The organism is Agrobacterium tumefaciens (assembly GCF_005221385.1).
Lineage (GTDB): Bacteria > Pseudomonadota > Alphaproteobacteria > Rhizobiales > Rhizobiaceae > Agrobacterium > Agrobacterium tomkonis.
On sequence record NZ_CP039903.1, the window covers coordinates 2537951 to 2551460 of the forward strand.

At 57.7% G+C, this 13510-nt stretch carries 14 protein-coding genes; 7 read left to right on the forward strand and 7 right to left on the reverse strand.

What is annotated here, in order from left to right:
* The first annotated feature begins 70 nt into the window (after positions 1-70).
* Positions 71-361 (forward strand): YggT family protein, encoded by a 291-nt coding sequence (locus CFBP6623_RS26815; protein ID WP_003492418.1) that lies wholly within the window; start codon positions 71-73, stop codon positions 359-361.
* The gene (locus tag CFBP6623_RS26820) at positions 358-669 is read left to right on the forward strand and encodes a DUF167 domain-containing protein (protein ID WP_046799558.1); all 312 of its coding nucleotides are present in this window, start codon (positions 358-360) and stop codon (positions 667-669) included. The genes CFBP6623_RS26815 and CFBP6623_RS26820 overlap by 4 nt, the downstream gene beginning before the upstream one ends.
* A gap of 5 nt (positions 670-674) precedes the next feature.
* Here CFBP6623_RS26820 and ppa read toward each other — a convergent pair whose 3' ends face one another.
* The 4 genes from ppa to CFBP6623_RS12760 form a co-directional block, all read right to left on the reverse strand.
* Complete coding sequence (ppa, locus tag CFBP6623_RS12740; protein WP_003492422.1) at positions 675-1208, reverse strand: inorganic diphosphatase; 534 nt, start codon at positions 1206-1208, stop codon at positions 675-677.
* Positions 1209-1376: 168 nt separating this feature from the next.
* Positions 1377-1883 carry a GNAT family N-acetyltransferase gene (locus CFBP6623_RS12750; RefSeq protein ID WP_006310825.1) on the reverse strand — a complete coding sequence of 169 codons (507 nt, stop codon included), beginning with the start codon at positions 1881-1883 and terminating at the stop codon, positions 1377-1379.
* A gap of 216 nt (positions 1884-2099) precedes the next feature.
* Positions 2100-3920 (reverse strand): translational GTPase TypA, encoded by a 1821-nt coding sequence (gene typA / locus CFBP6623_RS12755; RefSeq protein ID WP_046799559.1) that lies wholly within the window; start codon positions 3918-3920, stop codon positions 2100-2102.
* Positions 3921-4082: 162 nt separating this feature from the next.
* The gene (locus tag CFBP6623_RS12760) at positions 4083-6143 is read right to left on the reverse strand and encodes a M3 family metallopeptidase (RefSeq protein ID WP_046799560.1); all 2061 of its coding nucleotides are present in this window, start codon (positions 6141-6143) and stop codon (positions 4083-4085) included.
* Positions 6144-6387: 244 nt separating this feature from the next.
* On the opposite strand from CFBP6623_RS12760, the gene CFBP6623_RS12765 reads away from it, so the two are divergent.
* The 3 genes from CFBP6623_RS12765 (at position 6388) to CFBP6623_RS12775 (ending at position 8538) form a co-directional block, all read left to right on the forward strand.
* Entirely contained in the window at positions 6388-6744 is a 357-nt protein-coding gene (locus CFBP6623_RS12765; protein WP_225244928.1) for a hypothetical protein, read from the forward strand.
* A gap of 133 nt (positions 6745-6877) precedes the next feature.
* Positions 6878-7336, forward strand: coding sequence for a MarR family winged helix-turn-helix transcriptional regulator (locus CFBP6623_RS12770; RefSeq protein WP_046799562.1), 459 nt, complete (start codon positions 6878-6880; stop codon positions 7334-7336).
* A 5-nt stretch (positions 7337-7341) separates the two neighbouring features.
* Positions 7342-8538 carry a multidrug effflux MFS transporter gene (locus CFBP6623_RS12775; protein WP_175415497.1) on the forward strand — a complete coding sequence of 399 codons (1197 nt, stop codon included), beginning with the start codon at positions 7342-7344 and terminating at the stop codon, positions 8536-8538.
* A 54-nt stretch (positions 8539-8592) separates the two neighbouring features.
* On the opposite strand, the gene CFBP6623_RS12780 is transcribed toward CFBP6623_RS12775, so the two are convergent.
* Entirely contained in the window at positions 8593-9816 is a 1224-nt protein-coding gene (locus CFBP6623_RS12780; RefSeq protein WP_046799755.1) for an argininosuccinate synthase, read from the reverse strand.
* 315 nt (positions 9817-10131) lie between these two features.
* Between CFBP6623_RS12780 and CFBP6623_RS12785 the strand changes: the two genes are divergently transcribed.
* Entirely contained in the window at positions 10132-10986 is an 855-nt protein-coding gene (locus CFBP6623_RS12785; protein WP_046799563.1) for an SDR family NAD(P)-dependent oxidoreductase, read from the forward strand.
* Positions 10987-11135: 149 nt separating this feature from the next.
* The gene (locus CFBP6623_RS12790) at positions 11136-11783 is read left to right on the forward strand and encodes a LysE family translocator (RefSeq protein WP_046799756.1); all 648 of its coding nucleotides are present in this window, start codon (positions 11136-11138) and stop codon (positions 11781-11783) included.
* 41 nt (positions 11784-11824) lie between these two features.
* Here CFBP6623_RS12790 and CFBP6623_RS12795 read toward each other — a convergent pair whose 3' ends face one another.
* Both CFBP6623_RS12795 and CFBP6623_RS12800 read right to left on the reverse strand, forming a co-directional pair.
* Positions 11825-12619 carry an ABC transporter ATP-binding protein gene (locus CFBP6623_RS12795; protein ID WP_046799564.1) on the reverse strand — a complete coding sequence of 265 codons (795 nt, stop codon included), beginning with the start codon at positions 12617-12619 and terminating at the stop codon, positions 11825-11827.
* Positions 12616-13497: an ABC transporter permease gene (locus tag CFBP6623_RS12800; RefSeq protein WP_046799565.1), complete on the reverse strand. Its 882-nt coding sequence runs from the start codon at positions 13495-13497 to the stop codon at positions 12616-12618. Before CFBP6623_RS12800 ends, CFBP6623_RS12795 begins: the two co-directional genes overlap by 4 nt.
* Positions 13498-13510: the final 13 nt, after the last annotated feature.

The window sequence follows — 13510 nt, forward strand, 5'->3', positions numbered from 1 at the left end:
TATTGGCGCAACACTTGCCGGTTCACCAGCGAATGTCTAAATGTCTTGCAACCAAGATACGGAGATATTGATGCTTGCCCTGTTTCAGACCATCGATCTGGCTTTGAACCTCTACACGTGGGTGCTGATCGCCAGCGCCATTTTTTCCTGGCTGTATGCCTTCAACGTCATCAATTCCCGCAACCAGTTTGTGAATGCCATCGGCAGCTTCCTGGTCAATGTCACGGAACCGGCCCTGCGCCCCATCCGCCGCATTCTGCCCAATCTCGGCGGCATCGACATTTCGCCGATCATCCTGCTGCTGATCATCTTCTTCATCCGCTCCTTCATGTGGAACACGCTTTATCCGATGACCGTTTGAGCGGCTGCTGGCAGAAACACGATGATCATGTCCGCCTGTCTATTCGCCTGACGCCGAGCGGCGGGCGGGACGCGATTGACGGTGTGGAGCAGCATGCGGACGGACGCGCCTATCTGAAAGCCCGCGTCAGCGCCGTGCCGGAAGACGGCAAGGCGAACAAGGCCCTGATTGTTTTGCTGGCAAAAAAACTCAGGCTGCCCAAATCGTCCATCACCATCATTTCAGGCGAAACAGCGCGCAAAAAAATCCTCCGGATCGACACCGACCCGGAGGATTTCGAAAAGCTCTTTAAAAAGCTGACAGATTAAGCCGATCAGCCCTGCGCCTTGTAGCGCTCAATGGCTTCGACGATCAGCTTCTTGGCGACGTCGACATCCTGCCAGCCGCCCATCTTCACCCACTTGCCGGGCTCCAGATCCTTGTAGTGCTCGAAGAAGTGCTCGATCTGCTTCAGCGTGATTTCCGGCAGGTCGGTGTAGTTGTGAACCTTGTCGTAACGGCGCGTCAGCTTCGGAGCCGGAACAGCGAGGATTTTCTCGTCCTTGCCGCCATCATCTTCCATGATCATCACGCCGATGGGACGGACGTTGATAACACAGCCGGGAACCAGCGGGCGGGTGTTGCAGATGAGAACGTCGATCGGGTCGCCATCGTCGGACAGCGTGTGCGGCACGAAGCCATAGTTACCCGGATAGGTCATCGGCGTGTAGAGGAAGCGATCAACGATCAGCGCACCGGCGTCCTTGTCCATCTCGTACTTGATCGGATGGCCACCGACCGGCACCTCAACGATAACATTCACGTCATCCGGCGGGTTCTTGCCTATGGAAATTGCATCGATACGCATTCGCTTCCCTCAATTCGACGGGTTGGATTTGGTTTTCGATACTGGGAAAGTCGCCGCATTGCAACATGGCTTTGAGCGGATTAGGCAGAATGCGGGATTTGAGGTTATCGCGATTACGCATGGCGACGGGAAAAACCACACCAATACGCAATCAATCCGCAGCTTTTGTCAGTTCCAGACGAAACCAACCTTGCGTAACGACTTGCCGCCGAAATCTTCCATACCTTCGGCAATGTCTCGGCCGCCGTGCGAACGGAAGAACCGATTGGCGACGTCACTGTCTTCGAGGCACCAGACGACGATGCCATTGCAGCCAAGCGATGTCAGCAGCCTGCGGGCCTCCGTAAACAGCAGCGAGCCGAGCCCGATGCCCTGATATTCCGGCCGCAGATAAAGTTCGTAAATCTCGCCGTCATGCGGCAGCCCACGCGCCCGGCTGAGGCCCAGCGTCGCATATCCGGCAACCACACCGGCCACTTCCACCACCAGCATGGTGGCGGAGCCTCTGGTCGCCTTCTTCCACCAGATTTCGCCGCGGCGTTCCAGCATCTGCGTCAACGGCCGGTGCGGGATCAGCCCCGCATAGGCCTGTTGCCACGACAGACGGTGCGCTTCGGAGATGGCGCGCGCATCATGCGGCTCGGCACGGCGAACATCGATGGATAACGTTTTCATAACGCGATTCTGGCCCCGGCCACGGAAACTTGCCAGTCATAAAGGTTAACACCGGCAAGCTTACCCACAGCCTATTCATGTGGACGACCAGCAAAAATTAACGCATCCTTAACCTTTGACACAAGCACCTTTCGACTCATGCACACATAAAAACGAATGCATAAAAAAACCCGGCTCGAAGCCGGGTTCTTTCAAATTCGTAATAACAAGCCGCAATCAGACAGCAAGCTTGGCCTTTTCGAAACGCTTGCGGTCGTTGGCATCGAGGAACATCTTGCGCAGACGGATGGACTTCGGCGTCACTTCCATCAGCTCGTCTTCCTGGATCCAGGAAAGAGCGCGATCGAGCGTCATGCGGATCGGCGGGGTCAGCTTGACGGCTTCATCTTTGCCGGCGGCGCGAATGTTGGTCAGCTGCTTGCCCTTCAGCACGTTCACTTCGAGATCATTATCGCGCGTGTGAATGCCGATGATCATGCCAGCATAAACCTTCTCACCCGGCTCGATGATCATCGGGCCGCGATCTTCAAGGTTGAACATGGCGTAAGCGACGGCTTCGCCCGAACCATTCGACAGCAGAACGCCGTTGACGCGACCAGCGATCTGGCCCTTGAAGGGCTGATAATCGTGGAACAGGCGGTTCATGATTGCGGTGCCGCGCGTGTCGGTCAGCAATTCAGACTGGTAGCCGATCAGGCCGCGGGTCGGGGCGTAGAACTTCAGGCGAACGCGATTGCCGCCGGAAGGACGAAGCTCGGCCATTTCAGCCTTGCGCTCGGACATCTTCTGAACGACGACGCCGGAATGCTCTTCATCAACGTCGATCACGACTTCTTCGATCGGCTCCAGCAGGGTGCCGTTCTCATCCTTGTGCATCACGACGCGCGGACGCGACACAGCAAGCTCGAAGCCTTCGCGGCGCATGGTTTCGATCAGAACGGCCAGCTGCAATTCGCCACGGCCGGACACGAAGAACGAATCCTTGCCTTCGGCTTCTTCAATCTTCAGCGCAACGTTGCCTTCGGCTTCCTTGAACAGGCGGTCGCGGATAACGCGGCTCGTAACCTTGTCACCTTCGGTGCCGGCAAGCGGGCTGTCATTGACGATGAAGGACATGGTAACGGTTGGCGGATCGATCGGCTGCGCGGTCATCGCCTCGGTGACGGAGGGATCACAGAAGGTGTCTGCGACAGTGCCCTTGGAAAGGCCGGCGATCGCAACGATGTCGCCCGCATGAGCCTCATCGATCGCGGTGCGCTCGATACCGCGGAATGCGAGAATCTTGGAAATACGACCGGTTTCGATCGTCTTGCCGTCCTGGCCGAGCACCTTCACGGCCTGGTTCGGCTTGATCGAACCGGAGGCGATACGACCGGTGATGATACGGCCGAGGAAGGGGTTGGCTTCAAGGATCGTGCCGATAAGACGGAACGGGCCTTCTTCGACCTTGGGCTCCGGAACATGTTCGAGAACCAGGTCGAGCAAGGGTGCAAGACCCTGATCCTTCGGACCTTCCGGGTTGACGTTCATCCAGCCGTCACGGCCGGAACCGTAAAGGATCGGGAAGTCGAGCTGCTCGTCGGTGGCGTCGAGGTTCGCGAAAAGGTCGAACACTTCGTTGATGACTTCTTCATGACGGCCATCCGGACGGTCGATCTTGTTGATCGCGACGATCGGGCGAAGACCAACCTTAAGCGCCTTGCTGACCACGAACTTGGTCTGCGGCATCGGGCCTTCGGACGAATCGACCAGAACGATCGCGCCATCCACCATCGACAGGATACGCTCGACTTCACCGCCGAAGTCGGCGTGGCCGGGGGTGTCGACGATGTTGATGCGAACACCCTTCCACTCCACCGAGGTCGCCTTGGCGAGAATGGTGATGCCACGTTCCTTTTCGAGATCGTTGCTGTCCATCACACGCTCGGCGACGCGCTGGTTGTCGCGGAACGAGCCGGACTGCTTCAGAAGCTCGTCCACGAGCGTCGTTTTTCCATGGTCAACGTGCGCGATGATCGCGATGTTGCGAAGTGCCATTGTTCAAAATCTCTGAGGTTGGGCGCTACTATCGTGAGATGCGCCAATTTAGTTTGGCGCGCTCATAACCTTTTTTTTGCAAATGCGAAAGGGGGGGCTTGTCATAAGCCCCCTGCGCTCCGGTTCTAGCTCAGAAATATGACAGTCTTTTATAGCGTGCTCTTATACGAGGCCGCGCTTCAACAGCATGGCGTCCGGGCTCGGCATCTTGCCGCGGAAGGCAAGATAGGCCTCCTCCGGATCGATGGAACCGCCGACAGAATAGATATTGTCCTTCAGCCGGCGCGCCATCTCACCATCAAAGGCATTGCCGGTTTCCTCAAATGCGGAAAACGCATCGGCATCCAGCACCTCCGACCACATGTAGGAATAATAACCGGCGGAATAACCGTCACCGGAGAACACATGCTGGAAATGCGGCGTCGCATGCCGCATGACGATGGATTTCGGCATGTTGAGCGCGGAAAGCACCTCACCCTGCACGGCCATTGGATCACCAACGCTGTCGCGGGTGTGAAACGCCATGTCGACAATGGCCGAAGAAGTAAATTCCACCGTGCTGAAACCGGCATTGTAGGTCTGCGCGGCCAGAACCTTGTCCAGCAGCGCTTTCGGCATCGGCGCACCGGTTTCATAATGCAGGGCATATTTTTCCAGGATTTCCGGAACCGTCAGCCAATGTTCGTAAAGCTGCGACGGCAATTCGACGAAATCGCGCGAGACACCCGTTCCGGACACGGAAGGGTAAGTAACATCAGACAACATGCCATGCAGCGCGTGGCCGAATTCATGAAACAGCGTGCGTGCATCGTCGAGCGAGAGCAGTGCCGGTTTTCCTTCGGCCGGTTTTGCGAAATTGCAGACATTATAGATGATCGGTATTTCGCCGATGGTGCCGTTCTTCAAGGGCAGCTTGTGCTGTGACTGGAACGAGCTCATCCACGCGCCGGAACGCTTGGAAGGACGGGCGAAATAATCGCCGAGGAACATGGCTTTCAGATCGCCCTGTTCATCGCGGATTTCGAAAACCCGCACATCCGGATGGTAGGCGGCAACGCCCTTTGCTTCCACGGCGCGAATTCCGAAGAGCCGGTTGGCCACATCGAAGCAGGCCTCGATGATCTTTTCCAGTTGCAGATAGGGTTTCAACTCAGTCTCGGAGAAGCTGAATTTCCGTGTCCGCAATTTTTCTGCATAATGACGCCAGTCCCATGGCAAAACCTCGTGGTTCCTGCCTTCCTCGGCAATGATGGCGGCAAGCTCGGCCTCTTCTTCAGCGGCGCGAAGAACTGCCTTTTCCCAGACCTGACCGAGAAGGCCGTTCACGGCGTCGGGCGTTTTTGCCATTGTGTCGTCGAGCTTATAGGCGGCAAAATTCGCGTAACCGAGAAGCTTTGCCTTCTCCTCACGCAGTTCGAGTGTGCGATGGACGATCTCGCGATTGTCGGTCTCGCCACCGTTTTCACCGCGCGCCGCCCAGGCCTTGAAGGCTTGTTCGCGCAAATCCCGGCGCTCGGAAAAGGTCAGAAAAGGCTCGATGATCGAGCGGGAAAGGGTAACGGCGAATTTCCCGTCTTCGCCATGCTCGCGGGCAGCACCCGCCATCGCATCGCGCAGAAAGCCGGGAATGCCGGCAAGCTCCTCTTCCGTGGCAAGTAGCAGTTTCCAGCTCTTTTCATCCGCCAGCACATTCTGCCCGAAGCTGGCGCCAAGACCGGCAAGCTCCTCGTTGATGGTCGCCAGCCGTTCCTGCCGGTCCTTCTGCAACTTGGCGCCGGAGCGCACGAAACCCTTCCAGTGGCGTTCGAGAACACGCTTTTCCTCGCCCGTCAGCCCGAGGGAATCGCGCTTCTCCCACAACGTATCGATACGCTTGAACAGGGCCTCATTCATGCCGATCTTCGAATAGTGCCGCGACATTTTCGGTGCGATTTCCCGCTCCAGTGCCTGAATGGCGCCATTGGTATGCGCCCCCGCCTTGTTCCAGAACAGGGCTGAAATGCGCGAAAGTTCGTCGCCTGCTATTTCGAGCGCGGTCACGGTGTTTTCAAACGTCGGCGCCTGAGCATTGCCGGAAATCGCGTCGATTTCCCGTTCATGCGACAGAAGGGCAGCTTCGAAGGCCGGAGCGAAATCCTCATCCTTGACCGCATCGAATTTCGGCAGACCGTTGTGACCGTTCCAGGTAACGAGTGCGGGATAAAGCGCGGTCTTGGATGGCATTTCATCTTCCTTGTACAATTCCGGTTTAAACCCATATGGGCACGCCTCCACCGCCAATTCAATATCCGGAATTTGGTGTGGAATACGCCAATGTCTGCACGGCAAAGTATTGACCGGAGCCGCGGCGACATGATCTGGTTTATTGAAATAATATCCCATGATGGAGATATGTATTATGGAGATTTATTCTTTAAGGTCCTCTAATAATTTCCTTTTCAGGGACAATTCCAGAAATGCCAGATCCGTGGGCAATACCGATTTCGGCAAGGCGGCCAAATCCGATGCAGGTGCAGGTTTCGAGGAGACGGTAAAACGCATCGATTTCACCCGCATCAGCCCGCGCGAATTGCGCGAAATCGCCCGGGAATATTACGATGCGGGGAAAATCGGCCACGATACCTGGCTTGAGCTTTCCTCCGAACTGCCGGTGCAGACGCTGAACGCCAAGGGTGAGGTAATCGACATATCCGACGTGACCGATGATACGGATTTCGACTTCCTGTCGTATTTTTCCGACCGGGCCGAAATCGCCAGCTCCATCGGCACGGCGGAAGAGGCGCAAAAAATGCAGGACGTCCTGTCTTTTTTTGCTTTGGCGTAACGATCTTCGACTATCTTTTTGAGCATATAGCAACCGAACTGACACATACTTTACTCGATTTTCGACAATATGATTTGTGTACCATTGATTATCGCCCGGAATTTAGTAAGGCTGACTTACGAAAAGGCGAAGCATGGGCACGAAACGCGAAAAAGATTCATTGGCATTTTTGCTGAACAGCGGCGCGCGTCTGCTGAACAGTGCATTTGAGCGCCGCATTTCCGAAGCCGGACTGGGCTTGACCCCCGGCGAGGCAAGAGCATTGCTGACGGTTGCCGTCGTTGATGGCAGCAAACAATCTGACATCGCCGCCCGCCTCGGCATTGAGCCCATGACGATCTGCGCCTATCTCGACAAGCTGCAATCGCTTGACCTCATCGAGCGCCAGCAGGACCCGCAGGACAGACGTTCCAAGCGCATCGTGTTGACGAAAACCTCCGCCGACATGCTTGAAGCCGTGCGGCAGGAAATCGACCAGCTGGTTCGTCACGCCACCCAGGGTCTGAACGAGGAAGAAGTTGCGCTCTTCCGCAGCTTCCTGCAGACACTTCGTAACAATCTGCAGCCGGAACAGCCGAGCCAGAACAGCTGATCGCAATGCCGCCAGAAACGATCATGTCCAGAAAGCGTACGGCAATACTGGGTGCGTTACTGACGGCGCTGGCGCCCATTTCCATGGCGATCTATACACCTGCCATGCCGGAGCTGACACGGGTTTTCGCCACCACCGAGCCCGCCGTCAAACTCAGCCTGTCGCTTTATTTTGCCGGTTTCGCCATCGCCCAGTTGATAGCCGGACCGGCATCCGACGCTTTTGGACGGCGAAAGGCCAGCCTGTTCTTTCTTTCAATCTTTCTCGGCGGCGGGCTGCTTGCGGTTTTTGCACCGACGATTGAAGTCCTGCTTGTCGCCCGGCTGGTACAGGGCATCGGCGCCTCCGTCGGCATGACAGTGGCGCGCGCGGTGGTCCGCGACCAGTTCACCGGCGCTGACGCCTCCAGCATCATGAACCTCATCGGCATCATGCTGGCCGTCGGCCCGGCCATGGGACCAACAATCGGCGGGCTATCCCTTGCAGCCTTCGGCTGGCAATCGGTGTTTTTCCTCATGGCCGGTCTCGGGGCCATAGCCATCTTTTCGGTCGTGGTCTTTCTGCGCGAAACGACAGTCCCGGACAGAAACCTGATCCGCCCCCGCCGTCTCCTGTCTACCTATGGCACATTGCTCACACAGCCACGTTTTCTTCTTGCCGCACTCGTGCTCGGCGGTTCCATCGGCGCGCTTTATGCGCAGGCCACCATGCTGACCTTCATTCTCATCAATGAAGTCGGCATGACCCCCACCGCATTCGGCATCGGCATGCTGATGCAAACCGGCGCCTATTTCTTCGGCTCCATCGCCCTGCGTTATATCGCGCCGCGATTGGGTGACCGCCGTTCAGTCATACTTGGTCTCTGTTTTTCGGCAACAGGCGGTCTCCTCATCCTGCTGTCGGTATTCCTGATACCGCCATCCTTCCTTTCGATCATGGGACCCGTGGCGGTCGCGACAGTCGGCATAGCCTTGCTGACGCCATCCATGGTGACGGCGGCCCTTGCACCGTTCCCGCATATTGCCGGTTCGGCCTCGGCGATGATGGGCTTCATCCAGATGGGATCGGGTTTTGCGGGTGGTGCGGCAGCCTCGCTCATCGGCTCACCTTTGACCGGCTTCGGCATCATCATTCCGGTGATGGAATTCACCGCCGTCGTCAGCTATATCGGCTTCCGCATCGTCTCCAGAAGAGAGACATGAAAAAACCCGCCGGCGTCGCAGCCAGCGGGTTTCATTATTTCCACGACAGCAGAATTATTTGCTGAGGTTACGCTTGGCGAGCGTGCGAAGACGCAGTGCATTGAGCTTGATGAAGCCTGCCGCATCCTTCTGGTCGTAAGCGCCGTGGTCGTCTTCGAAGGTCACCAGCGCGTCGGAATAAAGCGACTTTTCGCTCTCGCGGCCGGTTACCATGACATTGCCCTTATAGAGCTTCAGCGTCACTTCGCCTTCCACATGTTCCTGGCTCTTGTCGATCAGCGCCTGCAGCATTTCGCGCTCCGGCGAGAACCAGAAGCCGTAGTAGATGAGTTCAGCGTAACGCGGCATCAGATCGTCCTTGAGATGCGCTGCACCCCGGTCGAGCGTGATGGATTCGATGGCGCGATGTGCGGCAAGCAGGATCGTGCCGCCGGGCGTTTCATAAACGCCGCGCGACTTCATGCCGACGAAACGGTTCTCGACCAGATCAAGACGGCCGATGCCGTTTTCACGACCGTAATTGTTGAGCGTGGCGAGAAGCGTCGCGGGCGACATTTCGACACCATTGATGGAGCAGGCGTCGCCCTTGCGGAAGCCGACTTTAATGACGGTTGCCTTGTCGGGCGCCGCTTCCGGGGAAATGGTGCGCATATGCACATATTCAGGCGCTTCCCGTGCCGGGTCTTCCAGAACCTTGCCCTCGGAAGAGGAGTGCAGCAGGTTGGCGTCAACCGAGAACGGCGCTTCGCCCTTCTTGTCCTTGGCGACCGGGATCTGGTTCTGTTCGGCGAATTCCAGAAGGTCGGTACGGCTCTTGAACGCCCAGTCGCGCCACGGCGCAATGATCTTGATGTCGGGGTTCAGCGCATAGGCCGAAAGCTCGAAACGGACCTGGTCGTTACCCTTGCCGGTGGCGCCATGGGCAATGGCGTCAGCGCCGGTCTTCTTGGCGATCTCGATCAGGTGCTTGGAAATCAGCGGACGGGCAATCGAGGTGCCGAGCAGATAGACGCCTTCATAAACGGCGTTGGCGCGAAACATCGGGAATACGAAATCGCGCACGAATTCTTCGCGGACGTCCTCGATGAAGATTTCCTTGATGCCCAGCATCTCGGCCTTCTTGCGCGCCGGCTCAAGCTCTTCGCCCTGGCCGAGATCGGCAGTGAAGGTCACGACCTCAGCGCCGAGTTCCGTCTGAAGCCATTTCAGGATGATCGAGGTGTCGAGACCGCCGGAATAGGCGAGAACGACTTTCTTAACGTCTTTCGGAAGTGCCATAGTGATGTCCATCTGCATGATGACGGCATCCGGGCACCGCCATTTCCTTGGGATTTCGGCACTTTTACAGTGCAACCCGAAATGTGTGAAGCGCTTTTCCGTGAGATAAGCGACAAAACAATTGATGGGGGCGTCTGGCGACGGGTGATGACAGGCCGCGCCGCTGGGAACGAAGCGATTGTCACATGCATTTAGAAAATTCGCGCTTTATCATGAAGCGGCGCGATCGACTTGAAGACCGTGAATGAAGCCACTCAGGTTCAGGCAACGTTGCAAACCGCTGGAAACAGCAGAAACGACGCGAAGGAGAAACCTATGACAACCATCCACCCTGCATTCAAGGAAGATAATGTCGCTGTCATAACAGGTGCGGCATCCGGCATCGGACTTGCCGCCGCCCGCAAATTCGCAAGCTTCGGCATGAGTGTCGTGCTCGTCGATCTCGACGGTGAAAAGCTCGCCGCAGCGCATGCGGATATTCTGAACGTCGCCAAGGACGGTGAAGCGCAGATCGTCACCATCCCGACCGACGTATCGAAACTTGATGAGCTGGAGGCGCTGGAACGCGCCGTCATCCAGCGTTTCGGACGCATCCACGTCCTCATGAACAATGCCGGCATCCAGCCCGGCAGCGCCATTTTCGGACCACAGGCCAATTGGGAAAAAGTCATCAACGTCAATCTGATGGGGGTGGTGAACGGCAGCCGCGTCTTTGGCCAGGGCATGGTTGCCCATGGCGAGGCGTCGCTCATCATCAATACCGGCTCGAAGCAGGGCATCACCACGCCGCCCGGGGATCCCGCCTATAACGTCTCCAAATCGGGTGTCAAAACCTTCACGGAGGCACTTCAGCACGAATTGCGCAATATTCCCAACGGCGCGGTTTCTGCCCACCTGCTGATCCCCGGTTTCGTCTTCACCGGCCTGACCGCCAATGGCAGGACGGAAAAGCCGCAGGGCGCATGGACCGGCGAGCAGACAGTCGATTTCATGATCGAGAGTATCAGCCGGGGCGATTTCTACATTCTCTGCCCGGATGGCGAAGTGGACCGCCCGACGGACGAGAAACGCATTCTCTGGGCGGCGCAGGACATCGTCCAGAACCGCCCGCCGCTTTCACGCTGGCACACGGAATATTCCGCCGCCTTCACCAGCTTCCTGAAAAACTGAATGTTCTCGGCCGCCGCGATTTGAAAATTGCGGCGGCTTTCTAATTGATCAGCTGCTTTCGCGCCAACGCACCGGCGCGCAAAAACATTGGCAGGAACACGAAATCGCGTTAAGCAACGGCATCATTTGCCGCTTTCATGGGTGCCGCGATGGATTTCGTTCCGAGCCTGCCAACACTTATCGCCTTCACCATCGCCATTCTGCTTTTGGCGGTGACGCCGGGGCCTGACATGACGCTCTGGATCAGCCGGTCGCTGCGCGAGGGCCGGACAGCGGGTTTCATGACGCTTCTGGGAACCAATATCGGCATCACGGTGCACACGATGCTGGTCGCTTTCGGGGTCGCCGCCCTCATTGTCGCCTCGCCGACGGCCTTCATGATCCTGAAGACCGGCGGGGCCGCCTATCTGGTCTGGCTCGCCATTCAGGCGATCCGCAAGGGCTCGGATTTCGTGATGGTCAAGACCACCGGCGAGAAAGCCCAGTCCTCCCTGAAATCGGCGCTCCTGAACGGCATCTGGGTCAATCTCCTGAACCCGAAGATCATCATCTTCTTCATGACCTTCCTGCCGCAATTCGTCAGCGCGTCCGATCCGCATGTCACCGGCAAGCTTATTTTCCTAGGGCTCTGGTCGATCATCGTGGCGCTGCCGATCGGCATCGGCATCGTGATTGCCGCAGATGTTCTCTCCGCCTGGCTGCAACGCAACCGGAAGGTTCTGCGCGGACTGGATTACACGATCGCCGGCGTCTTTTCGCTTTTCGCCGTCAAGATTTTCTTCACGCAGACGCGCTGAGCGCAAATAAAAAAGGCGCCCGAAGGCGCCTTTGGGAATGATCAGCCGATCAAAAGCTCGTCGTCATCCAGCTTCTGGCCGCGTATCTTGCGGAACATGTCGATCAAATCCTCGACTTCCAGGTCCTTGCGGCTGTCACCGGACACGTCGAGTACAATTTCACCGGCATGCAGCATGATCGTGCGGGTACCATAATCCAGCGCCTGACGCATGGAATGCGTGACCATCAGCGTTGTCAGCTTGCGCTCCGACACCACCTTGCGGGTCAATTCCATCACGAACTCCGCCATGCCGGGATCGAGCGCTGCCGTATGTTCGTCGAGCAGCAACACATCCGAACCGGAAAGCGTCGCCATGACAAGCGACACTGCCTGTCTTTGCCCGCCGGACAACAGGTCCATGCGATCCTTCAGTCGGTTTTCGAGACCGAGATTGAGCGAGGCGATACGTTCTCTAAAGAAATCCCGCCTGCCGCGTCCAAGCGCCGACAACAACCCGCGACGCTCGCCGCGCGACGCCGCCAATGCCAGATTTTCTTCGATGGTGAGTGCGCCGCAACTGCCCGCAAGCGGGTCCTGAAACACGCGTGCCACCCGACCGGCCCGGCTGGCGGTCGGCTTACGGGTAACGTCGGCACCACCAATCATCACCTTGCCCGCCGTCGGCAGCACGTCGCCGGCCAAGACGCCGAGAAGCGTGGATTTGCCGGCGCCATTAGAACCGATGACGGTGACGAAGGAGCCATCCTCGATGGTGAGATCGATCTTGGCCAGCGCCTGCTTTTGCAGCGGCGTGCCACGTCCGAAGACGACCTGAATATCGGAAAGGGAAATCACGATGTTGCTCCCCCGCGGCGCAGTCGGGGCAGGATCAATGCGATGGCCACCAATACCGCCGTTACGAAATTGAGATCGGACGCCTTGAGACCGAGCACATCGCTCGACAAAGCGAGCTGGATGGCAAGACGATAAGCAATGGAGCCGAAGACACAGCCGATGAGCGCGATCAGAATGCCGCGTGCGCCAAACAGCGTCTCACCGATGATGACGGCCGCAAGCCCGACAACGATGGTGCCGACACCGGAGGTCACATCGGCAAAGCCGTTGGTCTGTGCAAACAGCGCACCGCCGAGTGCAACCAGCGCATTCGAAAGCGCCATGCCGAGATAGATCTGGTTGCCGGTCTTCACGCCCTGCGCCCGCGCCATCCGCGCATTGGCTCCCGTCGCCCGCATGGCAAGGCCCGCATCGCTTTCAAGAAAACGCCAGACGAGAATGACCGCGATCAGCACCAGCGCGCCGACGAAGAGCGGCCGCACCAGATATTCGGAAAGGCCGAGGCCGTAAAACGGCGATACCATCGTATCCTGATTGAGCAGCGCCACATTCGGCTTTCCCATCACCCGCAGATTGACGGAAAACAGCGCGATCATCGTCAGGATCGAAGCAAGCAGGTTGAGGATTTTGAAACGAACGTTGAGCGTTGCGGTGACCATGCCCGCAGCGGCACCGGCAACCATCGCAACCGCCGTCGCCACCCAGGCATTCAGACCGGCGATGATCAGCACGGCGGCAACGGCAGCGCCGAGCGGAAACGAACCGTCCACGGTCAGGTCAGGAAAATCTAGCACCCGGAAAGCGAGATAGACGCCAATCGCCACAAAAGCGAAGACCAGTCCCAGCTCCACGGCACCCCAGAAGGCGATTTGGCTCACGGTAATGTCCTTG